At 64.5% G+C, this 22,678-nt stretch carries 24 protein-coding genes and 1 pseudogene; 14 read left to right on the forward strand and 11 right to left on the reverse strand.

Translation table 11 applies throughout. The annotated features are described in order from the left end of the window. Positions 1 to 11: 11 nt before the first annotated feature. Positions 12 to 840 (forward strand): annotated as a pseudogene (locus QF047_RS20950) (DUF4113 domain-containing protein); the annotation flags it as partial. Positions 841 to 895: 55 nt separating this feature from the next. Here the strand turns inward: QF047_RS20950 and treS are convergent. Next, positions 896 to 3,142 carry a maltose alpha-D-glucosyltransferase gene (gene treS, locus QF047_RS20955; protein WP_306639198.1) on the reverse strand — a complete coding sequence of 749 codons (2,247 nt, stop codon included), beginning with the start codon at positions 3,140 to 3,142 and terminating at the stop codon, positions 896 to 898. 228 nt (positions 3,143 to 3,370) lie between these two features. After that, positions 3,371 to 3,532, reverse strand: a complete 162-nt coding sequence (locus QF047_RS20960; protein WP_307281109.1) for a hypothetical protein — start codon at positions 3,530 to 3,532, stop codon at positions 3,371 to 3,373. A gap of 189 nt (positions 3,533 to 3,721) precedes the next feature. Between QF047_RS20960 and QF047_RS20965 the strand changes: the two genes are divergently transcribed. The 5 genes from QF047_RS20965 (at position 3,722) to QF047_RS20985 (ending at position 7,164) form a co-directional block, all read left to right on the forward strand. Then, positions 3,722 to 4,978 carry a D-arabinono-1,4-lactone oxidase gene (locus tag QF047_RS20965; protein WP_307281111.1) on the forward strand — a complete coding sequence of 419 codons (1,257 nt, stop codon included), beginning with the start codon at positions 3,722 to 3,724 and terminating at the stop codon, positions 4,976 to 4,978. 34 nt (positions 4,979 to 5,012) lie between these two features. Then, positions 5,013 to 5,348, forward strand: a complete 336-nt coding sequence (locus tag QF047_RS20970) for a hypothetical protein (RefSeq protein ID WP_306636961.1) — start codon at positions 5,013 to 5,015, stop codon at positions 5,346 to 5,348. A 107-nt stretch (positions 5,349 to 5,455) separates the two neighbouring features. Beyond that, positions 5,456 to 5,671 carry a hypothetical protein gene (locus tag QF047_RS20975; protein ID WP_306636959.1) on the forward strand — a complete coding sequence of 72 codons (216 nt, stop codon included), beginning with the start codon at positions 5,456 to 5,458 and terminating at the stop codon, positions 5,669 to 5,671. Continuing rightward, positions 5,668 to 6,804, forward strand: coding sequence for a Vms1/Ankzf1 family peptidyl-tRNA hydrolase (locus tag QF047_RS20980; RefSeq protein ID WP_307281116.1), 1,137 nt, complete (start codon positions 5,668 to 5,670; stop codon positions 6,802 to 6,804). Before QF047_RS20975 ends, QF047_RS20980 begins: the two co-directional genes overlap by 4 nt. Positions 6,805 to 6,849: 45 nt before the next feature. Continuing rightward, a complete protein-coding gene (locus QF047_RS20985; protein ID WP_307281118.1) occupies positions 6,850 to 7,164 on the forward strand; it encodes a hypothetical protein in 315 nt (104 codons plus the stop codon). Positions 7,165 to 7,275: 111 nt separating this feature from the next. On the opposite strand, the gene QF047_RS20990 is transcribed toward QF047_RS20985, so the two are convergent. Beyond that, positions 7,276 to 7,809 (reverse strand): MarR family winged helix-turn-helix transcriptional regulator, encoded by a 534-nt coding sequence (locus tag QF047_RS20990; RefSeq protein WP_306636953.1) that lies wholly within the window; start codon positions 7,807 to 7,809, stop codon positions 7,276 to 7,278. A 271-nt stretch (positions 7,810 to 8,080) separates the two neighbouring features. Here QF047_RS20990 and QF047_RS20995 point away from each other — a divergent pair, with 271 nt between their 5' ends. The 3 genes from QF047_RS20995 to QF047_RS21005 are packed head-to-tail and all read left to right on the forward strand — an operon-like array spanning position 8,081 to position 10,025. Next, entirely contained in the window at positions 8,081 to 8,938 is an 858-nt protein-coding gene (locus QF047_RS20995; RefSeq protein WP_307281123.1) for a hypothetical protein, read from the forward strand. Beyond that, positions 8,935 to 9,366, forward strand: a complete 432-nt coding sequence (locus tag QF047_RS21000; protein WP_306636949.1) for a phage holin family protein — start codon at positions 8,935 to 8,937, stop codon at positions 9,364 to 9,366. The genes QF047_RS20995 and QF047_RS21000 overlap by 4 nt, the downstream gene beginning before the upstream one ends. Next, on the forward strand, positions 9,363 to 10,025 hold the full coding sequence (locus QF047_RS21005; RefSeq protein ID WP_307281127.1) for a DUF3618 domain-containing protein: 663 nt from the start codon (positions 9,363 to 9,365) through the stop codon (positions 10,023 to 10,025). The genes QF047_RS21000 and QF047_RS21005 overlap by 4 nt, the downstream gene beginning before the upstream one ends. A 109-nt stretch (positions 10,026 to 10,134) precedes the next feature. Here QF047_RS21005 and QF047_RS21010 read toward each other — a convergent pair whose 3' ends face one another. After that, entirely contained in the window at positions 10,135 to 10,971 is an 837-nt protein-coding gene (locus QF047_RS21010) for a LysR substrate-binding domain-containing protein (RefSeq protein WP_307281130.1), read from the reverse strand. Between QF047_RS21010 and QF047_RS21015 the strand changes: the two genes are divergently transcribed. Beyond that, positions 10,934 to 11,329, forward strand: coding sequence for a DUF5997 family protein (locus tag QF047_RS21015; protein ID WP_306636944.1), 396 nt, complete (start codon positions 10,934 to 10,936; stop codon positions 11,327 to 11,329). The genes QF047_RS21010 and QF047_RS21015 overlap by 38 nt on opposite strands. A 94-nt stretch (positions 11,330 to 11,423) precedes the next feature. On the opposite strand, the gene QF047_RS21020 is transcribed toward QF047_RS21015, so the two are convergent. After that, a complete protein-coding gene (locus tag QF047_RS21020; RefSeq protein ID WP_307281135.1) occupies positions 11,424 to 11,804 on the reverse strand; it encodes a VOC family protein in 381 nt (126 codons plus the stop codon). A 165-nt stretch (positions 11,805 to 11,969) separates the two neighbouring features. On the opposite strand from QF047_RS21020, the gene QF047_RS21025 reads away from it, so the two are divergent. Beyond that, the gene (locus tag QF047_RS21025; RefSeq protein ID WP_307281137.1) at positions 11,970 to 12,569 is read left to right on the forward strand and encodes a hypothetical protein; all 600 of its coding nucleotides are present in this window, start codon (positions 11,970 to 11,972) and stop codon (positions 12,567 to 12,569) included. A 73-nt stretch (positions 12,570 to 12,642) separates the two neighbouring features. Then, complete coding sequence (locus tag QF047_RS21030) at positions 12,643 to 13,242, forward strand: hypothetical protein (RefSeq protein WP_306636938.1); 600 nt, start codon at positions 12,643 to 12,645, stop codon at positions 13,240 to 13,242. Positions 13,243 to 13,260: 18 nt separating this feature from the next. Here the strand turns inward: QF047_RS21030 and QF047_RS21035 are convergent, their stop codons facing one another. Together QF047_RS21035 and QF047_RS21040 are read right to left on the reverse strand one after the other, a co-directional pair. Beyond that, positions 13,261 to 13,743 carry a pyridoxamine 5'-phosphate oxidase family protein gene (locus QF047_RS21035; RefSeq protein WP_307281141.1) on the reverse strand — a complete coding sequence of 161 codons (483 nt, stop codon included), beginning with the start codon at positions 13,741 to 13,743 and terminating at the stop codon, positions 13,261 to 13,263. Positions 13,744 to 13,834: 91 nt separating this feature from the next. Next, positions 13,835 to 15,220 carry an NAD(P)/FAD-dependent oxidoreductase gene (locus QF047_RS21040; protein WP_307281143.1) on the reverse strand — a complete coding sequence of 462 codons (1,386 nt, stop codon included), beginning with the start codon at positions 15,218 to 15,220 and terminating at the stop codon, positions 13,835 to 13,837. A gap of 139 nt (positions 15,221 to 15,359) precedes the next feature. Here QF047_RS21040 and QF047_RS21045 point away from each other — a divergent pair, with 139 nt between their 5' ends. Together QF047_RS21045 and QF047_RS21050 are read left to right on the forward strand one after the other, a co-directional pair. Beyond that, positions 15,360 to 16,115, forward strand: a complete 756-nt coding sequence (locus QF047_RS21045; protein ID WP_307281146.1) for a TetR/AcrR family transcriptional regulator — start codon at positions 15,360 to 15,362, stop codon at positions 16,113 to 16,115. 63 nt (positions 16,116 to 16,178) lie between these two features. After that, positions 16,179 to 17,234: an LLM class flavin-dependent oxidoreductase gene (locus tag QF047_RS21050; protein WP_307281150.1), complete on the forward strand. Its 1,056-nt coding sequence runs from the start codon at positions 16,179 to 16,181 to the stop codon at positions 17,232 to 17,234. Here the strand turns inward: QF047_RS21050 and QF047_RS21055 are convergent. The 4 genes from QF047_RS21055 to QF047_RS21070 all read right to left on the reverse strand — a co-directional run bounded on the left by QF047_RS21055 (position 17,231) and on the right by QF047_RS21070 (position 22,422). Next, positions 17,231 to 18,805, reverse strand: a complete 1,575-nt coding sequence (locus QF047_RS21055) for a UxaA family hydrolase (RefSeq protein WP_307281152.1) — start codon at positions 18,803 to 18,805, stop codon at positions 17,231 to 17,233. The two genes, QF047_RS21050 and QF047_RS21055, sit on opposite strands and share 4 nt — an antisense overlap. 60 nt (positions 18,806 to 18,865) lie before the next feature. Further along, positions 18,866 to 19,831 carry a C-terminal binding protein gene (locus QF047_RS21060; RefSeq protein ID WP_307281155.1) on the reverse strand — a complete coding sequence of 322 codons (966 nt, stop codon included), beginning with the start codon at positions 19,829 to 19,831 and terminating at the stop codon, positions 18,866 to 18,868. A 152-nt stretch (positions 19,832 to 19,983) separates the two neighbouring features. After that, positions 19,984 to 20,895, reverse strand: a complete 912-nt coding sequence (locus QF047_RS21065; RefSeq protein ID WP_307281156.1) for a dihydrodipicolinate synthase family protein — start codon at positions 20,893 to 20,895, stop codon at positions 19,984 to 19,986. Positions 20,896 to 20,940: 45 nt separating this feature from the next. Then, positions 20,941 to 22,422 carry an MFS transporter gene (locus QF047_RS21070; protein ID WP_306636922.1) on the reverse strand — a complete coding sequence of 494 codons (1,482 nt, stop codon included), beginning with the start codon at positions 22,420 to 22,422 and terminating at the stop codon, positions 20,941 to 20,943. Positions 22,423 to 22,678 lie beyond the last annotated feature (256 nt).

Genomic DNA, 22,678 nt, shown 5'->3' on the forward strand with positions numbered 1-22,678 from the left:
GCTGATCGTGCTCAAACAAATGGGCCAAGCACAACCCCGCGTTCGGCGGCGTGTGCCGCTGGGACTCAGTGCCGGCCGAACACCAGGAAGCCCTGATGGCAAGGCTCCCGGTCATCGAAATTTGGCGTGTGGCAACGCGGATCACCAAACGCCTGAACGCCATGGGCATCCAGTCCATCCTGGACCTCCGACGCGCCGACCCGGTCAGGATCCGCGAGCGCTTCTCCGTGGTGATGATGCGCACCGTCCTTGAACTGCAGGGAACACCGGGCATCCCTCTGGAAGAGGCCCGGATCGGCCGCGACCAGCTGATCTTTTCCCGCTCCTTCTCCGCCCCCATCACTACGGCCCACGGCGTGCGGCAGGTCCTCAGCGTCTACGCCCAGATGGCCAGCGGGCGGCTGGCCAAAGACAACTTGCAGGCCAAACTCCTCACCGCGTTCGCCGGCACATCACACTTCAACGCCCAGCAAACGTCTTTCCCCTCCGTCTGCGTCCCGCTTCCCATGCCGACGGCGGACCCCGTCATCCTCATCAAGGCCGCGCACGCGCTGCTGCGCGCCATCATCGAAGGCACCAAGTGCGCCCGTGCCGGCATCATGGTCACGGACCTGCGGGCCAGCGGCAACCAGAACCCGCTGGAACCGTTCGAAAACCCGCACGAGGAACGGCACATCGGGCCGCTGCTGGAAGACATCACCCGCCGCTACGGCCGCGGCTCCATCGGGCTGGGCCATGCAGGGATCCGCGGCGGATCGGACTGGACCATGAAACGCGGCATGCGCTCCCCCCGGATACAGCACTCGCTGGGACGAGCTCCCGCTGATCAGGGCCGCGTGATTAAAGAACCCGGCCAACCCATTTGGCGTGGAAGCCCAAGCAGGACCCGGAGGAACTAAAGGTCCTCCGGGGCGTCTTCCTCCTCGATAGCCTGCTCCTCAATCAGCAGCGCAGTTCCCTGGTAGGCGCCCAGCTCGATGAAGAAGCTGTGCAGGTCATCCACCTGGCCAACGATCTCCTCGGTGAACAGATCCCGCACCCCGGCGCCGGCCTCCAGGTAGCTGGAGTTAACGCTGCCGGTGATGCTCTCAGCCGTGAAATTCAGGACCGTCACCTGGATCTGCCCGGACGCGAGGCGGTGAACCATCACCAGCAGTCCCCGCTGTGAAACCTCGGGAATGTCCAGGAGCACGCCGGTGGCAATTCCCCACTCCTCACGCACCTTGAGGATTTTCTGGAGCCGCCGCGCGAAGGATCCTTCGTCCTTGAGCTGTTCCGGCAGCGGGCCGTAGAGGCTCCGTGCCCGCGGCATCCCCGAGGCCGAGAGGGTGGCTTCGGCGTTGGTACCCATCAGGTCGTGCGCGCCCCGGTTAATCCACCGGGTGTCGCCCTGTGAGGTCAGCTCGCGGACTTGCGCCCTGTCCAGGGTGGTGATGCCCACCATGTCCCACCCGGACAGTGCGAAGACTCCAGGCTGCAGCGCGTTGTACATAGCCAGCAGCAGGTGGGCTTCGCGCACAGTATCGATCTGTTCATCGGTGAGCGAGGAGATGTCCTTGATGCCCAGCGCCGCGGTGATCACGCTGACCGTGGTGCAGGCGATGCCGTTGGTGGTGAACACCGCGTTGTAGGGGGCGTTCTCCCCCGTCAGTGCAGTCCGCAGTGTCTCCTGCACGTGTTCGGTCAGCTCGGCGCCGGTCAGCTCCGAACCGGCCAGCTGGAAGACATCGTCCTTGTGCCGGGTGGCGAAGTGCACCAGCTCATAGGTCAGCTCATCGTGGTTTTGCAGCGCATGCACCAGCGATGCCTGGTCCACCCCGATTTCCATCGCCAGGCGCAGGGTGAGCCGCAGGAACTCCGTGTCCTGGGTGACCAGGGCGTAGTGGTACCCGGGGCGGGTGATGAAGTCGTAGGACAGGTCCGGTCCGGTTTCCGAGGTCGCCTTGATGTCGTCGATGGTGAGGTTCAGTTCCTGGAAGGAGAAGCCGCCCACCTTGCGCACCATGCTGCCGATCAGCTGGTTGGCCGCTTCGGAGAGCGGGTGCCCTTCGGACCAGCCGGGTTGTTCCTCGGCGCTCTTTTCCACGCCCAGGAAGCCGTTGGCGTCCAGCCGCAGGGCGCCTGTACCCAGGTCAAGGAGTGAGTGCAGCGCGTCGCCCACCACCAGGCGCATGCCGGAGAACGTTGGATCCAGCCAGTTGATGGACGGCTGCCCGGCCTTGAAGTAGTGCAGGTACACCCAGCGGCGCTTCTGGCCGGTGGTATCCACAATGGCCCGGGTGGCACTCCAGTTGGTTTCCTTCACGCCGGGTTCGTAGAAGATGACCCGCTGCAGCCGGCCGATGATGTACCCGGCCTGTTGCAGCGCCAGCTCAGCATCGGGGCTGATGTTAACCGAGTCCTCGCCCGGCGGCACGTCCGGCAGCAGGTGCCAGTCCGATTCCGGGATGTCGATCATGTGATAAATGCCGGGGTAATCGCGGTAGTTCATCTCAGCCAGGCGGAAGTCCGCGCCCTTGCCGGTGTGTCCGGGGACAATGTCATCGATGATGGTGCCGTCATGCTCGCCGGCCACCTCGCACATCCGGCGGAACTCGTCCTCCGAGCCGAACAGCGGGTCGATGGCCATGCTGATGCGGTCAAAGTGGCCGTCCACGCTGGGGGTTTCCCTCCACCCTTCCAGTCCCCCGGCCTTCTTGACTGGCCCGGTGTGGATGGCCCTGATACCGATCTCGCGGAATGTTTTCCACAGCTCCGGGTCACCCAGCGCCCCCAGGAACGACTGCCCCGGGGTGGTCATGTAGGAGAGCGGGTAGGCGGTAAACCACACGGAAGCGCGTTCGACGGCGGCCCGCGGGTTGGGGTGCGCGAACGAGTGCTGCCACATGCTCGCCTGCCCCGAGAGTTGCCGGGCCATGACATTGGCGTCGCCGAGCATGGCCTGGTTCCGCAGCCACTCCACGTAGGTCTTGTTGAGGCCGTCCAGTTCCAGGGACGGGGCGTTGGCGAAGTACTGCCGACGGCGGGCCACGGGCCGCAGCGCCTTGGGCCGTGCCGGATAGAACTTTTCGTCGAAAGTGATTTCCGGAACTTCCGGCACCTCCGCGGCCTCCACGTCCTCCACGTCCTCCACGTCCTCCACGGATTCTGCAGGTTCCGTCACCTCTGCATCCTGCGGGACAGTCGCGTTGCCGGTTTCGCCGGCCTGTTCCACTGCATCGCCCTCAGACACGCTGGCGGTTGCTTCTCCCAGATCAGACACTGAGTTCCTCCCTCAACTCGACTGCATCCCACTCTGCCACGATTCACGCGCACGCCGAACGGCGCCGCCCGATGAATTTCAGCCCGATGAATTTCACGTGACCGGCGTTCAGGAGGTCCGTACCCGGGTGAAGCGGTAGAAATGCACTTCAGGCGGCGGAAGCTCGAGGTTCAGTGCCGGCATTCCCATCAGCTGGGTGATGCCGGCGACTGTGATGGTCCATGCCTCGCTCCCAAGCCATTGCGCGCAGTCCCGGGCAGGGCCGTTCACCAGAAGCCCCAGGTCCGTCAGGGTCTTGAATCATCAGCCCAACTTACAACGATGGAAATTGGCAGGGCAACGGAATCTGAAATTCCTTTGCAAGGTGCCGTGACAGCAGGTGGAGCCGCCTTGACATGCCGATTGTGAGCGCTGACAGTTGAGTGAGCCATCCCCATCCCCCACCCGAAAGCTGATTCATTGAAGAACTGGGCAGGAAACCTCCAATATTCGTCCGGCACCGTCGAACGGCCGGAATCGCTAACCGAACTGGCGCGGATCGTGGAGCGTGCACCTCTGGTGAAAGCCCTTGGATCACGGCACTCCTTCAACCGGGTAGGGGACACCGAGGGGGTGCATGTGCTGCTCGATGCCCTGCCGCAGCAGATCGTCCTCAACAAGGAGCGCAGTACCGTAAAGGTCAGCGGGGGTGTCAGCTACGGCGCCTTGTGCCGCACACTGGAGCAATCCGGCATGGCCATCCACAACCTGGCATCACTGCCCCACATTTCGGTGGCAGGAGCGGTGCAGACGGGAACCCACGGCTCCGGGGTGAACAACCCCTCGCTTGCCGGCGCTGTGGAGTCCATCGACCTGGTCCGGCCCTCCGGTGAACTGGCCACGCTTACCCGGGCGGACGGGGAAGAGTTCTTCGCCAGCGTGGTGGGCCTGGGCGCTTTGGGCATTGTGACCGGCCTTGAATTGACCGTCCAGCCCAGCTTCCAGATGCGCCAGCGCGTCCTGGAGAACCTGCCGTGGGAGCGGGCGCTGGCAGCCTTCCCGGAGATCGTGTCCAGCGCCTACAGCGTGAGCCTGTTCACCGACTACGCCGGCGGGACGATCAGTCAGGTATGGCTCAAGGCCTTGGCCTCGGAGCCTCCGCTGGCCGATCTGTTCGGTGCCACAGCAGCCAAGCGCCCCCGCCACCCGCTGCCGGACATGTCCGCGGAGAACTGCACCATCCAGCTGGATGAGCCGGGGCCATGGCTGGACCGCCTGGCACATTTCCGGCACGAGTTCACCCCCAGCAAGGGCGAGGAGCTCCAGAGCGAGTTCATCCTGCCGCTGGAGCACGCGCCGGCGGCACTCCAGGCAGTCCGCGGCCTGGCGGACAAGCTGGCGCCCCTGCTGTTTGTCTCGGAGATCCGGACGGGCGCGGCCGACGAGTTCTGGCTGAGCCCCTTCTACCGGCAGCAGAGCGTGGCCCTGCATTTCACCTGGAAGCCGCTGCAGCCCGAGGTGGAAGCACTCCTGCCGGAACTCGAGGACCTGCTCCGGCCCTTCGGTGCCCGGCCGCACTGGGGCAAGCTCTTTTCCCCGGCCGGCCACAACTGGGAAACCCTGTACCCCCGCTTCGCCGCATTCCGGTCCCTTGCCTCTTCCCACGATCCCGAGGGCAAGTTCCGCAACGGTCTCCTGGACGCCGTCCTCGGCGTCCCGGCGGCGAGTGGCCGCTAACAGTTCAGGGGCCGCGGATTGTTAGGGTGGAACCATGAAACGCCGCCTTGCCGCCCTGTCCGCTGTCCCCCTGATGTTGCTGCTGGGCGGCTGCGGCGCCGTCGAGGAGGCCGCCGGAAATGCGGCCAGCGACGCCGCGTCGAAGGTGGCCACGGCAGCCGCGGAGGAAGTGAACCGGCAGATTTGCGCCGTGGTCCAGGACGGACTGGTCAGCGTGGAGGACAAAAGGGCCCTCGGCGGGCTGGTATCGGCGGCCCGTACTGCGGGCGTTCCCACTGAAATTACGACGCCGTTGGGCGAGATTGCGGACGCCGGAGACCAAGTGCCGTCCGGGTCCGTCCAGGCCCTCAAGGATGCCTGCGCAGCCTGAGCGAGATCCCCAGCATTGCCTCTTTTGACCGCCGCCTCCTGGTGCTACGGTGAAGTGACGAACTAGTAAGCCTGTGATACTAAATTCACTGAGCGAAGGAGATCGTCATGGCTGAACGCGGCAACACCAAACACGGCCCCATCCTCGATGATGAGCTGAAACACGAAACCCAGGGCGCGGTCCACGCAAACCAACCGCCCCACGCGGAGGAATGGCGCGAAACTGAACCTTTCCCCGACGACACGGATCCTGCTGAAATCCAGGAGGCCCTGAATCCCGTCGCTTCCCCCGATTCCATCAGCGATGAGGAGGAAGAGAAGTGACCCGAAGCCTGAAGGAGCACGCGGACCGGTACCGGCTCCCGGGCCCCTGGTGCACCGCCTACGTGGACGCGGGAACAGGCACCGTAGACAGCCTGGAAGCGGGGGACGTCCGGCCCGGCAATGTCCGTGCCGCGCTGGAAGCGCAGGGAGCCTCAGCGGCGGACCTCGATGCGATGGAGCAGGCCCTGCAGCCTGAGGCAGGAATCCCTTCCCCTGTTTCCCGGTTCGTCCTGGTGCACCAGGGCAACGTTGAGATCAATGAGGTCCTGCCCGGCGAGCGAGTGCTGCCGGAACGGATTTCGGTGGATCCCCTTCCCGACCTCCTGCCGCTGGTCAAGCACCGACCCGAGGAGTTCCCGTACGTTGTTGCAGAAGTCAGCCGGGACAACGGCGAGATTCGATTGCACTACGCGGGAGCCGGCGCGCCGGCGAGCACGGAGGAAATCCAGGGCGACAGCCAGCACATCAAGAAGTTCCAGGGCGGGGGCTGGGCCCACCTCCGCTTCCAGCACCACACCGAAGATGTGTGGCGCCGCAACGCGGATCAGGTGGCCGGGGAAATTGACCGCGTTGTGGGCAGCAGCGGCGCCCGCCTGGTGGTCCTTGCGGGTGACATCCACGCGCGGAGGCTGGTGCAGGAGCAACTCTCCAAGGCAACCCAGGCATTGGTGTCCGTGGTCGATTCCCACACGCACACAGCCGGTGCTGATCCGAGCCTCCTTGAAGACCAGGTCAACCAGCGCGTCGCTGAACAGTGGGCCACCGAGCAACAGGACATCATGGACCGGCTGGCCACGCAGGAAGGGCAGGCCAATCCGGAGTCCGCTACCGGGATCGGCGCTGTGGTTCATGCGCTCCAGCAGGCCCAGGTAGAGGTGCTGATCCTGGATGACGGCGCCCTCTCGGAACGGACCCTGCTGGCACTCGACGCCGAGCCGTGGATTGCCACCGCCGAGGAGGAATCCCTGGGTGCCAAGGTGCTGGGCAAAGTCCCGGCCCCGGCGGCCCTGCTGCGTGCGGCCGCGCTGACCGATGCGCGCGTCCTGCTGGTCCCGGGCGGGGTTCTGCAGGACGGGGCCGATGTGGCAGCCCTGCTGCGCTGGTCCACGGGACCGACAGTCCCGTCGTCGTAAGTTATCTCCCTGCAAGCAACGAACCGACAGGAAGGAAGGCAGACTATGGCAACGGGAAATGACAACGAGGACCTTGCCCCTGGCGGCGTGATCATCCCCGAAGAGGATGCATTGCCGACTCCCACGCGGACAGGGCACGGCAAAATGCCCGAGGACATTGACGACGACGCCTATGCGGCAGCAGCCGAACAGGAGCGGGTTGCCGCCGGGCTTGCCGACTACGCACCAAGCGACGTGCCGCCGGCGACGGATCCGCTGCCGGACGGGTCTTCAGAGGCCGCCGATCTGGCCCAGCGCGGGCTGCTGGACAACAACGACGCCACAGGGGCCCAGGCGAACGAGGACCAGGACAACAGCTGACAGTCACGCAGTGAAGGGCAGGGCCACAAAGCCCTGCCCTTCACCTTTGTTCCGGCTCTTACTGCCACCTTCGCTGCCGTCACTGCCGGCTCGTGTCACCGCTGGCGACTTTTACTGGTGCGGATGGTTCAGTCCCCGGAAGCCATGGCCGCGCGTGCCCGGCAGGCGGCGCGGGGTGCGGTGGTGTTCGGGGGCTACAAAAGGAACCACCTCCGGGTCCCGGCTGGGCGGCAGCGCCCGGATGAACTTGGTGAGTTCGTCCTGCAGAACCTTCCAGGAGATCTCCGGATCGTCCGGGTAGGCATCCGCTTCTGCCTGCCGCGCTGCCTCGAGCGCAGCCCGGCCAACATCCGTGAGTTCGACCCTAAACTGCCTGCGGTCCGTGGACTGGCGGGTGCGGGTGAGATGCCCTGAGCCCTCAAGCCGGGTGAGTACCCTGCCCAGGGTCTGGCTCTGCACCCGGACAACTTCGGCGAGCTGCTCCTGGTTAAGCGGTCCGGCAGCCAACCCTTCAAGAGCTATAACGGCTGCCCGGGTCAGGCCAAGGGGTGCCAACGCATCATCCTGACGCCGTTGGACCAGACGCGCCGCCAGCGTAATAAGGCGGTAGCTGTTCCGTGCATCCGGATCGAGGTTGCTCGTCATCGGCCGCGGCCTTCCTGTAGGTGGCGAAGTGTGGGTGGCATTACCCCTTCATGCGTCGCTACCTACCTACAATAAGCATGCTTAGCATCCTGTTCGCAAGTAGGCTTACTATCCGCCTCGACGCCTTGCCGCTTAAACCCAAGCCGCGACACACCCCCTTGCATTCCAAATGGGAAGTGTGCTTAGTATCTAAGTAGTAACCCTGCTTACTAACTACTGCCAGCATTGCTGGTTCTTGATCGCCAGCTGACCCTTTGCGAAAGAGAGCATGATGACAGAGAACCAATGGCCCCAGACCCCTAACCCTGCTATCCCGGACCCTTACGGCGCTTCCGAAGTGGGCGTTGAAGACACCTACGCCACCCCAGCCTCTGCCGGCACGGCCGGCACCTCTAAGACCGGGGCGGCAAAGGAAGAGGCTTCGAATGTGGCCGGCCAGGCCGCCACTGCCGCCCAAGGGGTTGCCCACACGGCGAAGGAAGAAGCCGCCAACGTGGCTTACGAGGCCAAGCACAGCGCCCAGGATCTCTTGGGCCAGGCCAAGTCGGGACTGACCAACCAGGCAGGCACCCAGCAGCAGAAGGCAGCCGAAGGCATCAGGACCATCTCCAGCCAGTTGCAGAGCATGGCCGACGCCCCCGACCAGCAGGGCGTCGCGAGCGACCTGATCCGGCAAGCCGCCCAGCGCAGCGAATCCGTCGCCTCCTGGCTGGAGAACAAGCAGCCCGGAGACCTGCTCGGCGAAGTCCAGAGGTTCGCCCGGAACCGGCCCGGCACCTTCCTCCTGCTCGCAGCAGGCGCCGGTATCCTGGCAGGCCGCCTCACCCGGGGCCTCACCGCCGGGGCTCCCGATTCCCAGGGCGTTGCACAGTCCACCCAGGCCCGGCGGCCGGTCCAGTCCGCACCGGTAGCCCCGCTCCGCCAGGAAACGGTATACGCAGCGGGCACCGACGATCTGTTTGACGAGCCGGTGGTCGGCACCGGAGCGCCGGTATCCACCACCACGCTCCCCGCCGGGACCGCCGAGGACACCCCGCTCCGCTTCGACGATGACCCCTACCGTGACGAGGACGGCAGCTACCACGCTGCTGACGGCACCTACCGGTCAACGGAAGGACGCCAACTGTGAGCAGCCAGATTCCGGAGACGCCGCCGAGCGCGGCGCATGTGAAAGCGGACAACGCGTCGCTGGGTGAACTGCTGGGTGATGTGACCCGGGATTTGTCCACCCTGATGCGCCAGGAAGTGGAACTGGCCAAGGCCGAACTGAAACAGTCCGCCACCAAGGCCGGCAAAGGCGGGGGAATGCTCGCCGGAGCCGGTGTGGCCGGGCACTTCGTCCTGCTCTTCCTGTCCCTGGCCCTGATGTTCGCCCTGGGCGCCCTGATGCCGCTGGGCTGGGCCGCTGTGATCGTCGCCGTGATCTGGGCCATCATCGCCGCGGTCCTGGCCTCGATCGGGCGCAAGGAACTCAAGCAAATCCAGGGCATGCCCCAAACGGGCGAAACACTCTCCGAAATTCCCCCAACCCTAAAACCAGGTGAGGTAAACCGATGAGCGATAACCCGGACGCAATCCGTGCCGACATAGAAGCCACCCGTGCCCGCCTGGGCACCAACGTGGACGCGGTCGCCGACAAAGTCACCCCCTCCAACGTCGTCCACCGCCAGACCGACAAAGTCAAAGACGCCGTCAGCGGCGTGAAGGAGAGGATCATGGGAGCAGCAGACAGCACCACCACCCGGGTCCAGGATAAGGTCCATTCGGGCGCCGGGCACACCACCGGCGCCCTGCACAGCACCGGAGACACCCTGCACGACGCCAAAGACAACATCGGCGCCAAACTCAGTGACGCCGGCACAGCCATCTCGCACACCCCGGACCAGGTCAAAACCAAAACCCAGGGCAACCCCCTGGCCGCCGGCCTGATCGCGTTCGGCGCCGGGATGCTCGTCTCGTCCCTAATCCCGGCCAGCCAGAAGGAACGCGAAGCGGCCCAGCAGCTCAAGACCGCCGCCGAACCCCTGGCCACCCAGGTCACCGACGTCGCCAAGGACATGGTCCAGGACCTCAAGGAACCGGCCCAGGAAGCGATGGAAAGCGTCAAGGCCACCGCCACCGAAGGTGTCCAGAACGTCAAAACCGAAGGCCAAGGCGCCGTCACCGACGTCAAAGACCGCGCCACTGACGCTAAAGACCACGTCCAAAACACCTAGGCCTGCACTGCGTAGGGCTTACACGGCATAAGTCGTTTATGGTTCAGGAAGGCTGGCTCCGCAAGGGGCCGGCCTTCCTGGCGTCTCTGGCTCTTTTTTAGGGCGCCGCCTAGCGTTTGCCCTTTTTCCGCGAACCCTTGCCCCGGCCCTTGTCAGGGTTGGGGGCGTAGCGCTGGGCAACCTTCGGAGCCTTCTTTGCGCCGGTGCCGCGCCGGTCCGGCTTGGGGTCCTTCTTCACCTTGACGGGCTGGGCCGAGGGCTGCCGGGAGCTTTGGGCAGTCCGGCCACGCACGATCCCGATGAATTCCTCGATCACCTCGTCGCTGGAGTCGGTAGGCCAGGCAACGGCGATCTCGGTGCCGGGCGCTCCCGTGAGACGCCTCGCCACCGTGTCCTTGACGTTGAAGTGCCGGGCCACGGACATGGGCAGGATCACGAGCCCCGCGCCGGTAGCCACCACCTGCAGCGCCGCTTCCGGACCGCCAAGCGCGGCGACGTCGAGGAAGGCCTCCTCGTCCAGGTCGGCCAGGGCCACTTCCTCGAACACCGATATTTCGTGGCCTTTCGGGGCGACCACCACGGGCTGCTCCTCGTACAGCGGGATCACACTGAGGCCCTCGCGCTCCACCGGAAGGCGGACGAAGCTGAGGTCCGCGGAACCGTCACGCAGCACCTCGAGCTGTGCGCCGTCGTCGGACATAAACGCCTGAAGGGGAATGTCCAGCACCCGTTCCTCCCACCGGCGGATCCACTTGCCGGGCGTCACGCCCGCCACGTAGGCGACGCGGAGGACGCGGGGGGCGTCCGCCGCGGCGGGATCGGCCGACCCCGATGGAGCGGCGTCTGGCTGGGGGGCGTTGTCGGTGGGCACGTCTTCACAGTACCGTCCGCCCGGATACCCTTGAAGCATGACCTCTGCAAACTCCCAGTCCATGAAGCCGGCCACCGTTGCCAAGAAACTTGGCATCTACCTGCCCGCAACACCGCAGGAGTTCCAGGAATCGACCATCACCCGCGAGGAGTTCGCCGAGCTCCAGGCCAACCCACCGGAATGGCTCGCCGAACTGCGCCGCAATGGCCCGCACCCCCGCCCCGTGGTGGCGCAGAAACTGAACGTCTCCATCAGCGGCCTCGCCCGCGGCGGTGTTGAGGAAGCGCTGACGACGGCGGAAATCACCGCGCTGCTGCAGGCTCCCCCCGCGTGGCTGGTCACCGAGCGCGCAACCCACGCAGCCGTCCGCGCCGAAGCACAGCGCGTGAAGGAAGAAGCAGCCAAGAAGGACGCCAAGCGGGCCCGCGCCTGACACTCTGGCGTTCCCGAAACCGGGGCCTGTCCGCGAATGCGAACCTTGATGGGCGGCCGGATCTGCGAACAAGCCTCTGTTGTGTCCAGGGAAGTCAGTCTTGGTGCAGCTGGATGAAGTTGCCACAGCCGTCGTCGAACACGGCGCTGATGCCGGATGGATCCTCGGCGGGCCCGCCTCGGAAAGTCACACCGGCCTTGGTGAGCCGCTCGTATTCGGCATGCACGTCCGGCACGCCGAAAACGATGGCGGGCAGGCCGGCCTTGTGCAGCGCGTTCATGTAGTCCGCGGCGATGGGGTTGTCGCTGGGTTCCAGGAGCAGGCCCACTGACCCCTGGTCCGCACCGGGGTCCTTAATGATGAACAGGTTGTACTCCGGCATGGCCATCAGCGTCTCGAAGCCAAGGGTCTCCGTATAGAAGGTATGGGCGGCCGCGGGGTCCTGGACGTGGATGCTGCACATTTTGAGTCTCATGGGTCCCACGGTACGTGGCCCGCTGGGCGTCAGGAAGGCCTTGGCGCCCCTGCAGCATGGCTTCGGCCGGTACTGGCGGAGCCATTGACCGCGGCCCGGGAAGGCGCTCCAATGGAAGGAGCAGCCCGGCGTTCCCGCACGGGCCTGTGGACGTGGAGGTGCAAGGTGGCAGCCATCGCAGAATCCCTGTTCCAGGGGGCGTGGGTCCTTCTGCTGTGCGGGTCTGTGCTGGTGGCGAGTGTGGCCGGCACCGTGTTCCAGGTCCGACGGCGGGCGCTGGCTGGCGCGGGCAGGGAGCCGGAGCGTTCGGACCAGCTGTTCTGGGACCTGTTCCTGGGCTCCGCGGTAGCCCTGCCCGCCCTGCTCATCCCGACTCTCGCGTCCGCCTGGGCGGGACTGTTCCTTACAGGAGCGGCGGTGGCAGCGGGCGTTGCCGCCTACCGGGGCAGCCCGCGGTTGGCCTCCTGGCTGCTGGACCGGCGCCAACGCCGTGAGTACCTGCCCCTTTATTCGGCAGCGCAAATTGAGCACAGCCTGTTGCTGGAGCGCTGGCGCCGCTACGAACTGGATCCCGCCTACTGCATCGATTTCCCGGCCATGACCGATGTGCGGCTGCCCCACACCGCTGCGGTGATCAAGGCCATGCGCGAGGCCGAGCAGCTGCGGGCCGCGCGGCACCAGGAGTACCCGCCCGCCGTCGAACGTTTTCGCCGCGCCCTCGCCGCTGCTGAACAGGCGGCAGGAATTCCTGCCAACGGGCATTAAGTTGCTGTTCCGCGCGTTAACTGCTGTGTCGCCGTCACTGGAGTCCGGCGGCCGGGCACCGTAGCGTTTGAGGATGGAGCTTCAAGAAACGCAAGACCGTGACCGGTTCGGCAGGCGGCTGGAGGACCGGGGCGCCTGGCGCCAGGCCACTACGCTGGCGGGCGCGGGCGAACTCACCGCGCGCTGGCTCGAAGGGCAGAGTGAATTCCAGCCAGCCACCTTCACGGCAAGGTACGACGCCGAGACCGCACCTATCGCCGTCGAGCTTGCTGCCCTGAACCGGAACGGCCTGTTCACGAAGGAGTCCCAGCCCGGGCTGCAGTCTGCCGGCGTTTCCCAGCGGCAATACGTCACGGCGTTCTGCAGTGCCGAAATTGCCGCCGAACTCCTGGCCCTCTCCACCCGGACCGAGTTGGTGACGGTGGCCCATGCCCCCGGCGAGTCCAGCAACGCCGCCATCCCGGTGACACTGGACGGCGGCGAAGTAGTGACGGTGCTGGGCTCCAGCGAGAACCCGGTGACCGAGGACCAGATCCAGGACTGGGCCGGGGAAACCAACGACAACCTGGCCCTGCTGCTGGCCGACTCCTGGTACGTGGAAATCCTGGACCCGGCCTGGGGCCGGGACGACGTACTGCTGCCCGCCGTCCTCGGCGCCCTGACCGGCACATAGCGTCCGGTTCCCGGGTTACTACAGCTCTACGGTGCCGCTTTCGCCCACGCTCATCCGGCTGTGGGTGACCTTGGACTTGACCCACTGGAACACCGTGGCGGCCGTTCCGCCGGGGCTGGTCCAATATTCGGCCGAATCGGAATCGATGCGGAGCAAGCACACCTCGGGAGTGTCCGGACCGTCCGGGAACCACGCTTCAACGGCCTGGTTCCACTTTTCGCGGATCGTTTCCCGGTCCGTCACCACCTCGGCGGTCCCGGCCAGGGAAACCCACTCGGTGTTCTTCCCAAACGAAACGTTGACGCGCGGGTCAGCCCGCACGTGCGCAACCTGCGAGGTGCCGAGGCCGGTGAAGAACCACATGTCGCCGTCGTCCTTGACATCCTGGACGGCCAGCGGCCGGCTGACGAGCGCGCCTTCCTCGTTGATGGTGGTCAACATTCCAATGTGGGAATGGTTGATGATGTCCGTTACCTTGCTGATGCTCCCGGTGTCAGTCATGTCTCACCTCGTTCGTCTGAATACGGGGACGCTCCCCACAGCCCAGCCTATTAGTAAGCATGCTTAGAATCCACCACCGCACGCGACTGCTTCAGGCCGGAACAGTGACTCTCGCTGCTTCGCAAATACTTGCCGCCGTGCGCTGGCCCATCCGGATGGCGCCGTCCACATGCTGATAGCCTTCGGCGGCGAGGTCTGAGGAGGACCAGTAGATGGGGCCCACCGGGGCGTGCTGGTCCTTGCCGTAACGGTGGAGGCCACCAAGATCGTAGCTGGAGGCGTAGGCGCCGCGGGTCCATTCCTCCGAGCCCCAGTCGGACTCGTAGTAGACCTCGGGCTCCAGTGCCTCCGCGCCCAGGAAGCCGGCAATGGACTCCAGGACGGCGCGCTTGCGTTCGGCTGCACTCAACTCGAAGACCACGTCGGCCTTTTCATCCGAGATGAAGCCCACCAAGGTTCCCCTGGTGTCGCCGAAGTTGGTGTTGTCGTAGACCTCCTGGACCAGGGATCCCGCGCCGAAGCACGTGCCGGACAGGCCGGAATTCCGCCAGAACGGCCGGCTGTAGACGGCGTGGACCTTGATGACCAGGCCCAGTGACTGGTGCTGGTGCATCTGGTGCTGGCGGCGCGGCAGCGGCGGGTTGAACGAGACGCGGGAGTACAGGTTGGGCGGCACGGCCATGATCACGAACCGTGCGTTCACCGTCGCCTGCTCCGACTCGACCATGACGCGGTGCCCGCCGTCGGCGTCCGACTCCCAGTTGATGGTCCGCACCGGGGAGTTAAGGACGACGTCGTCCCCCAGCTCCTGTGCGAGCAGCAGGGAGACCTGCTGCATGCCGCCCACCACGCGCCGGTCCAGGATGAAGTCCTCGTCCGTGAGGTGGGTGAAGGACCCTGCGGACGCGGCCATCAGGACAGCCTGCAGCGCGGAGAACGCATGGGCGGGCTTGGTGAGCATGCCTCCGGCGATGAACAGGCCGATGTTGTTGCAGGCTTCCTCGTTGGCTGAGTGCTGCCGGAGCCAGTGATGGAAGGAGATGCTGTCCAGTTCGCGCGATTTCGGATGGGCCCAGGGTTCGGTGGGGCCGATCTCGGCGGCGAGCCCGTCCAGCAGGGTGACGAGCTTGTTCATCTCGGCTTCGGTGTCCGGGTCCACGGGAAAGGTATCCCCTGTGTACCGGACGGGGATACCGTCCTTCCCGATGTACATCGATTCGCCCTCGCGGTACCGCGGGTAGGTCTGCAGGTTCAGTTCCTGGAGGAGGTCCAGGAGTACGGTCTGGTCCGGCGAGACCCACTGGCCGCCGATTTCCAGCATGGCGCCGTCCACGGTGTCGGTCCAGGTGCGGCCACCCACGCGGTCACGCGCCTCCAGGACGGCAACGCTCAGGCCGGCCCTCTTCAGTTCGCGGGCAGCGGTAAGTCCCGAGGGCCCGGCTCCAACGACAACGACGTCGCGGTTCAGGTTCAGCATGATGTCCTCTCTTGAGCTCCCTTCTGTGACGGGGAGCACTAAATGAATGTCATTCATTTATTAGAACTATAGCCTTTTGGCGCGGAGACGGGAAGTGGCGGATGGAATAATGCTGGAGACCACCAGAGAAAGGCCAGTAATGCCGGCAGTACCAGCCGTACAGGGAAGCTCCGCGGACGCCGCGGGCTCCGCTAGTGGGGGCAGTGCCGCCGCTAACGGGGGTGGCGCTGGCGCTGCCAGGAGGCGGGCGGGCCGCCCGTCCGCCGCGCTGCTGGACAAGGCCGGAATCACGGTGGCGGCACTGGAGCTCATCAACCGCAAGGGCTATGACGGCCTGACGATGGCGGGCCTGGCCAAGGAACTGGACGTGGCGCCGTCGGCCCTTTATAACCATGTGGCCTCAAAACGCGACGTACTGCTCCTGGTGGAGGACCATCTCACTTCGCTGGTGGACGTATCCGATTTTGGTGCGGCACCCTGGGAAGAGGCCGTGCGCAGCTGGGCCTGGAGCTACCGGAATGTCTTCGCGGAGCACACGCCGCTGATTCCGGTGATTGCCGTCCTCCCGGTGACCGACGCGCCGCAGACACTGGCGATGTACGAGACCGTGAGCAAGGGCTTCCTCGACGCCGGCTTCCCCCAGGAGCGGGTTGTCTCGTCCATTGTGGCGCTGGAGTCCTTTATCTTCGGCTCGGCGTACGACGTCACGGCTCCTGAGGATATCTTCGATTCCGGGTCCATGGCTGAGTCGACGCCGAACTTCACGGCGGCCGTGCGTAGCGCGGCTACCAACCCGCCGGAAGGCGCTTCCGGCGGGCCGGGTCGGCCGGCGGATGTGGCCTTCGAGCTGGGACTGGAGGCGTTGATCTCCGGGCTGGGTGCCCTCCGGGGGTAAGACCTTCTCCGGTCCGGGCGCATATCCTGAGGAGGAGCCACACCCCGATCCTGAAGGAGCTCCGTGCCTGACCCGAAACGTCCGTTGCGCAAGCTTGGTTTCCTCACCATTGGCCTGTTCGATCCGGCGGACCCCGCCCCGGGACACGAGTCCACGTTGCAGGTCATCGAACTCGGCGAGCGGCTGGGATTCGACAGTGCCTGGCTGCGCCACCGCCATCTGCAGTTCGGAATCTCCTCCCCCATCGCGATGATGGCCGCGGCCAGCCAGCGCACCTCCCGGATCGAGCTGGGAACCGCTGTGACCCCGCTGGGCTGGGAAAACCCGCTGCGCCTGGCCGAGGACTTGGCAACGGTGGACCTGCTCGCCGGGGGACGGATCAATCCGGGGTTGAGCGTGGGGGAACCGATGCACTACGACACGGTGAAGCACGAGCTGTACCCGGAGTCCTCCGAGCTGGAGGACTTCAGCTACGCCCGGATGGATCGGCTGGCCCGTCTCATAGCAGGGGAACCGGTGCGGGACTTCTCCGGCAGGCAAGGTGTGGTCGAAGAGTTCTCCAACCGTGTCGAGCCGCACTCACCCGGGTTGCGGGACCGCCTTTGGTACGGGGCAGGCAGCAGGAAGTCGGCCGAATGGGCCGGGGCAAACGGCTTTAACCTGCTCTCCAGCAGCGTGGTTTTCCCCGAAACAGACCAGGAACCGGACTTTGCCCTTATTCAGCAATCACAGATTCGCGCCTTCCGTGAGGCCGCCGGAGCGGCACAAGTGGATGGACCGGCACGGGTGTCGCAGGGCCTTGTGGTGATACCGACCGATTCGGCATCCCCCGCTCAGCGGGAGAAGTACCAGCGCTATGTCGATGAACGTACTCCCCGCACGCGAACACCGCAGGGGCCAAAGGGCATGCTCTTCGCCCCGGACCTGGTCGGCACCAGCAATGACATTGCCGAGCAGCTGTACGCACACGCAGGATTCCAGGAAGTCGACGAGGTGGCGTTCGCACTGCCCTTCAGCTTCGACCACGAGGACTATGTCCAGATCCTGACCGACATCGCCGGCAAACTGGGTCCCGCCCTGGGATGGACCCCCGCCACGGTTGGGCAAGGCTTGCTCTAGAGAACGGTGGATAGCTGCCAGGGAACGAATTCGTTGTCCCCGTAGCCCAGTTGTTCACTTTTGGTTTCTTCGCCCGAAGCGACCCTGAGGATGAGGTCGAATATTTGCTGTCCCATTTCCTCGATAGTGAACCGCCCGTCCGCTATTGCTCCACAATTCAGGTCGATGTCCTCTGACATGCGTTCGTACAGCGGGGTGTTTGTCGCGAGTTTAATGCTTGGCGTGGGTTTGCAGCCAAAGGCGGAACCACGACCGGTCGTGAATGCAAGGACATGGGCGCCGCCAGCGACCATGCCGGTCGCGTTGACTGGGTCATATCCTGGCGTGTCCATGTACACGAGGCCGCGAGCGGTGATGGGTTCGGCATACTCGACGACGTCGACGAGGTTTGTTGTTCCACCCTTGGCTACTGCGCCGAGGGATTTTTCGAGGATGGTGGTAAGCCCGCCGGCCTTGTTACCGGGAGAGGGGTTGTTGTTGATGGAGCTTCCGTCGATGGCCACATGCTGTTCCCACCAGCGAACGCGTTCCATGAGTTTGTTTGCGACGCGTTGGGATTCCGCACGTGAGGTCAGCAGGTGCTCCGCCCCGTAGATTTCGGTGGTTTCGCCGAATACAGCGGTACCGCCGTGCCTGACAAGTAAATCTGCAGCTGATCCCAGGGCGGGGTTGGCTGTGATGCCTGAGAAGGCATCGGAGCCTCCGCATTCCATGGCGAGGATAAGTTCCGCTGCCGGAATGGTCGTCCTCGTAGCCTTGTTGATTCGGGGCAGAAGTTCCTCGATGCGCCGCACTCCTTCAGCCACGGTAGCCCGGGTGCCGCCCTGCGCCTGAATGGTCATGCTCGAGACTGACTTGTCCGGGCTTAGTGACCATCCGGACGTGAGTCCTTGGATCTGGTTCACTTCGCAGCCGAGGCCGAGTACGAGGATACTGGCGAAGTTAGGGTGGTTCGCATACCCGTGGAGGGTCCGGCGCAGAACCTCGAAGCCGTAATTACCTTCACCGCCTGTACCGCAGCCCGAGGAATGTGTCAGCGCCACGACGCCGTCGACGTTCGGATAATCATCCAGAACGCCGCTGTTTTCGATGCGGGAAGCGATGAGTTTCGCCGCTGTCGCAGAGCAGTTAACCGAAGTTAGGATGCCGACGTAATTACGGGTACCGACCGAGCCGTTGGCGCGGCGGTAGCCCTGGAAAGTGGCGCGCTGGTTCTCGGGCAGGAATTCCGTTTTCCGCAGGGCGGTGCCGGCCTGTCCGTTCCGCTCGAACTCACGGTAATCAACGTTGTGGCTGTGAACATGTTCGCCCTTTTCGATCCGACGCCCTGCGAAGCCGATGATCTGGCCATACTTCCTGATCGGTTCATCAGCCGCTATCGTCCGCAACGCCGCTTTGTGGCCGGTGGGGATCTCCCCCACGCACGGCAAGTTTCCACTCGCGAAAGACACGTGCGTATCGGCGGGGACCTTCTGCAGGGCAGTACCGACGTTGTCCTCGGGATGAAGGACCAAGAGTCCGATCTCCACGCCAAGCTGCGGGTCACTGACCACATCAACGGTTTTGTTCATGTTCGTGCCTTTACTTTTGACTTTCTTCGGCCGGCTGGCGTCCCCTCCGCAAGGGGGCTTCTAACTGAGTACTTCGGGGTTGAGGATATTGCGGGGCCGTCGGCCCAAACAGGCTTCCACGACGTTCTCAGCGGTGCGCCGCTTTAGTTCGTCGTTCGATTCCTCGGTGTACCAGGCACTGTGCGGTGTGAGCACGACGCGGTCAAGATCGAGCAGCGCACTGTTGCGAGGGAGGGGTTCTTCCTCGAAGACGTCCAGGCCGGCAGCCCGGATCCGACCGATCTTCAGCGCGTCAACGAGGGCTTCGGTGTCCACGACCCCGCCGCGGCAGGTGTTGATGAGGGTTGCACCCTCCTTGAACTGGCCCAGGCTGTGCGGGTTAATCAGGTGGTGCGTGTGGCTGTTCAACGGAACGTGCAGGGATACGACGTCGGATTCGGCCAGGAGGTCCTCAAAGGAGACCACCGGAACGCCTTCCTTCGTCGTTGTGCCCGGGGCGTGGAGGGGGTCGTAACCTAGGACTCGGTAACCGACGGATTTGGCTTTGGCAGCTGTTGCCGCGCCGATGAGGCCCAGCCCAACAACCCCAAACGTCTGTGAGGAGAAGCGGCGGAGCGGCTTGACCGAATTGAGGAGGTTTTGTCCCGACCGGATTCCACGGTCAAGGTCAGGGATTCCGCGGCCGAGCGTCAGGGCCAGCGCTATGGCATGGTCGCTGACGTCCTCGACACCGTAATCGGGCACGTTCGACACCGCAATCCCGCATTGCGTTGCGGCCTCTACATCAATGTTGTCTACGCCTACGCCGTAGCGGCTGATGGCTTTGAGGCGGGGCAGGCCCTTGAGGACGCGCTCCGTGATGGGGGCGTACTGGACGATGATGCCGTCTGCCTCAGAGGCGTATTTCAGCACGTCTTCCTCAGTGGTGCAGTACGCACGCTCCAGCTCAATTCCGTTAGCGTGTGCTACGGACTGCTCGTGGTCAATCGTTTCGAATTCGTAGTCTGTGATGACTATGCGGGGCATGCTCGTCTTTGTCCTTTTCGTGCCCGCCAGGCCAGACCGGACGGGATGTGCCAGATTTCGTAAAACGGGCCTTCGCCGGTGGGCGAGGGTTTCTGCTGGGTGTGGGACCAGTGGGGCCGGCGCCCGGCACGGGCGGCCGGCCCCACCATCTCTCATGCCCAGTTGAGGATCAGCGGGTCCTTCCGCTTGGCCATCTCGACAAGCTGTGCCCTGGTGTCCGGGTGCAGCTCGCCGATTGGCGCGCGTGTCCTGTCACTGGCGATGATGTTGCCCTCTTTCATGAGCACTTTCGTTGCCCGCAGCCCGCACTGGCGGTTCTCGAAGTGGATGAATGGCAGGAGGTCTTCCCAGGCGTGGATGGCCTTGTCCCGTTCGCCCGCGTGGAAGTCCCGCACGATCTGCCCCAATTGGTCCGGGACCATGCAGCTGCTCATGGTGCCCTTCGCGCCCGCCTCAAGGTCCGGGATGAGCGTGATTGCTTCTTCGCCGTCAAAGAGGCCCGGAAGGGCGGGCCCGGCGGCGGCCGCAAGGGCGCGGAGCTTGTCAGCGGCCTGTGGCATCTCGATCTTGGCGTAGTTTACTTGCGGAACCTCCTGTGCGATGCGGGCGAGGAGTCCGACGGAGAGGGGTGTGGTGCTCATCGGCGCGTCCTGGATCATGATGTCGATCTCCAGACCGTCCGCGACATGCTTGAAGTACTCGACCACCGCCTCGTCGTCGACCTTCATGGTGGCGCCGAAGAACGGGGGCATCAGCATGACCATGGCGGCCCCGAGCTCCTGGGCGTGGAGGCTGCGTTCCCGGGCAATGCCGGAGCTGAAGTGGCTGGTGGTGACGCAGACCGGCAGCCGTTCGCCCAGGTGATCCATCGTCGTCCGGAGCACTGCCTCACGCTCGTCGTCGGTGAGGGAGAATTGCTCCGAGTAGTTGGCCAGGATGCAGACGGCGTCGGACTTGCCGTCCACGAGGTAGTCCAGGACCCGGCGCTGGCCTTCAAGGTCCAGTCCCTCGTCATCGGTAAAGATAGTGGGCGCTACCGGCATTACGCCAGTGATGGCACTCATGATGTTTCCTTTTGTGGTTGTTGATGGGTGTCAGCCACTGGTTGTTCAGTGGTTTCGTGCCAGGACAGGGGCAGCTTCGGTCTCGTAGTCCTCGGCGTCGATGTCACGTCCATGCGGGTCCCACTTGTTGACGAGGATGACGACGATGGCGATCGCAGGAACAGCGGCGAGGACAAGCAGGGCCTTGGTGCCCAGGGCTGCTGTGGCCAGGGGCCAGAACACGAGGCCAGCGATTGCTCCGAGCCGGACGCCGATCTGGGTGAAACCGGTGCCGGCACCGCGGAGTGATGTGGGGTAGGACATGGTCGCCATCGTCATTCCCTGGGCCCCGGGGCCTGCGGCATGGCAGAAGATCAAGAGGCCGATGACAACAGCACCCACGAGGGACCAGGCGCCTTCGACGTTGCTCAGGCTGCCGGCAATCAGCATGCAGACGAACGTTCCGCAGAATCCGAACAGTGCGAGTTTGCGCGGGCCGATCCTGCCGGAGAGCCTTGCCCCGACGAGTCCGCCGGTCACGCCGAAGCAGAGGTTCAGGATGAGGGAGGAGATGATGTTGGTCATCACGTTCTGGGTGTGCAGCATGGCGAGCACGATCTGGCCGACGAAGAAGCCGACGGCGTAGTATTCCATGGACTGGCCCGCGTTAATGACGGCGGACAGGACGGTCCGGGCGCGGTACTTCTTGCTCACGAGCTTGCCCCAGGCCTGGGTCAGGGTCATTTGGAACTGTTTTCGCTCGGCGCGCGGATCTGCTGCGTCCGGGGCCACTTCCGCGTCGACGCCGTAGGTCTGCTTGAGGATCTTGGCTGCTTCATGAAGGCCCAGGTTCTGAGCTGCCCACGATGGTGACTCGGCCATGTACTTTTGGCGGAAGATCATGATCAGAATCGCCGGTACGGCACCGAATCCGACCACGATGCGCCACATGTGGTTTTCACCCCAATGCATGTTCTGGAACAGGAAGTAGACAGGGATGAGGAGCGCGAAGGTCGAGGCCACGGCCACGTACCACATCGGCTGCCAAAGCGACACGGTGCCGCCCTTTTTCTTCCGCGAGGCGTACTCGGCAAGGAAGCTGAAGGCCACCGGGAAGTCAACGCCAATACCCACGCCCATGATGAAGCGCGCGATGATGAGGGTCCAGACGTCGGGGGCGAGTGCGCAGGCGATCGCGGCAACGACGAAGAACACCATGTCTGCCATGAAGACCTTGAAGCGTCCAAGCTTGTCGACGAAGTATCCGCCAAATACCGAACCAACGAGGGCGCCCACCATGATCGAGGCGGAGACCAGTGCGAGCATTCCGGGAGTAAGGCCGAAGTCCTTGGCGATATAGGGCATGCCGAAAGCCAGCGACGTGAAGTCGTAGGCATCCAGGAAGATCCCGCCCAGGGCGATGAGGGTGATGGCGAAGGACTTGCCCTTCTGCAGGCCCCCGCTGTTGATCAAATTGGTCACATCCTGCGCTGAGCGCAGGACAAGGCGCCCGCTTGGTTGTCCAGCAGGGTTGGGAACAGCTGACATAGGTGGTCCTTTCGGAAAACACACTGCTTTGTGCGCTTGTTTGTTCGATATTTCGAACGTTGGTCGAAGTGGCGATCATGCGATTGCTGAGGTAGGGTGATCGGGAACACAATGGAGTCTAGGGAGGCGTCCCCCATCCGTCAAGCTAGCCGCTTCAAGTAGCCTGCAGAGGCTGTTCTGCAGCCGCGTTTCGCTCAGCGCTCCATTCCTTTGCCGTCGCAGATCGTGGCTCCAGAGTGTCCGAGGCTTGATCCTT

The sequence above is a fragment of the Arthrobacter sp. W4I7 genome, assembly GCF_030816215.1.
GTDB classification, from domain to species: Bacteria; Actinomycetota; Actinomycetes; order Actinomycetales; family Micrococcaceae; genus Arthrobacter; species Arthrobacter siccitolerans_A.

What these genes read in the sequence shown, in the direction of transcription:
- QF047_RS20970 (WP_306636961.1), top strand. Translation starts at nt 5,013, where the DNA reads ATGAAACGCCGCCTTGCCGCCCTGTCCGCTGTCCCCCTGATGTTGCTG.
- QF047_RS20975 (WP_306636959.1), top strand. Translation starts at nt 5,456, where the DNA reads ATGGCTGAACGCGGCAACACCAAACACGGCCCCATCCTCGATGATGAG.
- QF047_RS20985 (WP_307281118.1), top strand. Translation starts at nt 6,850, where the DNA reads ATGGCAACGGGAAATGACAACGAGGACCTTGCCCCTGGCGGCGTGATC.
- QF047_RS20990 (WP_306636953.1), bottom strand. Translation starts at nt 7,809, where the DNA reads ATGACGAGCAACCTCGATCCGGATGCACGGAACAGCTACCGCCTTATT.
- QF047_RS20995 (WP_307281123.1), top strand. Translation starts at nt 8,081, where the DNA reads ATGACAGAGAACCAATGGCCCCAGACCCCTAACCCTGCTATCCCGGAC.
- QF047_RS21005 (WP_307281127.1), top strand. Translation starts at nt 9,363, where the DNA reads ATGAGCGATAACCCGGACGCAATCCGTGCCGACATAGAAGCCACCCGT.
- QF047_RS21015 (WP_306636944.1), top strand. Translation starts at nt 10,934, where the DNA reads ATGACCTCTGCAAACTCCCAGTCCATGAAGCCGGCCACCGTTGCCAAG.
- QF047_RS21020 (WP_307281135.1), bottom strand. Translation starts at nt 11,804, where the DNA reads ATGAGACTCAAAATGTGCAGCATCCACGTCCAGGACCCCGCGGCCGCC.
- QF047_RS21030 (WP_306636938.1), top strand. Translation starts at nt 12,643, where the DNA reads ATGGAGCTTCAAGAAACGCAAGACCGTGACCGGTTCGGCAGGCGGCTG.
- QF047_RS21035 (WP_307281141.1), bottom strand. Translation starts at nt 13,743, where the DNA reads ATGACTGACACCGGGAGCATCAGCAAGGTAACGGACATCATCAACCAT.
- QF047_RS21040 (WP_307281143.1), bottom strand. Translation starts at nt 15,220, where the DNA reads ATGCTGAACCTGAACCGCGACGTCGTTGTCGTTGGAGCCGGGCCCTCG.
- QF047_RS21045 (WP_307281146.1), top strand. Translation starts at nt 15,360, where the DNA reads ATGCCGGCAGTACCAGCCGTACAGGGAAGCTCCGCGGACGCCGCGGGC.
- QF047_RS21055 (WP_307281152.1), bottom strand. Translation starts at nt 18,805, where the DNA reads ATGAACAAAACCGTTGATGTGGTCAGTGACCCGCAGCTTGGCGTGGAG.
- QF047_RS21060 (WP_307281155.1), bottom strand. Translation starts at nt 19,831, where the DNA reads ATGCCCCGCATAGTCATCACAGACTACGAATTCGAAACGATTGACCAC.
- QF047_RS21065 (WP_307281156.1), bottom strand. Translation starts at nt 20,895, where the DNA reads ATGAGTGCCATCACTGGCGTAATGCCGGTAGCGCCCACTATCTTTACC.
- QF047_RS21070 (WP_306636922.1), bottom strand. Translation starts at nt 22,422, where the DNA reads ATGTCAGCTGTTCCCAACCCTGCTGGACAACCAAGCGGGCGCCTTGTC.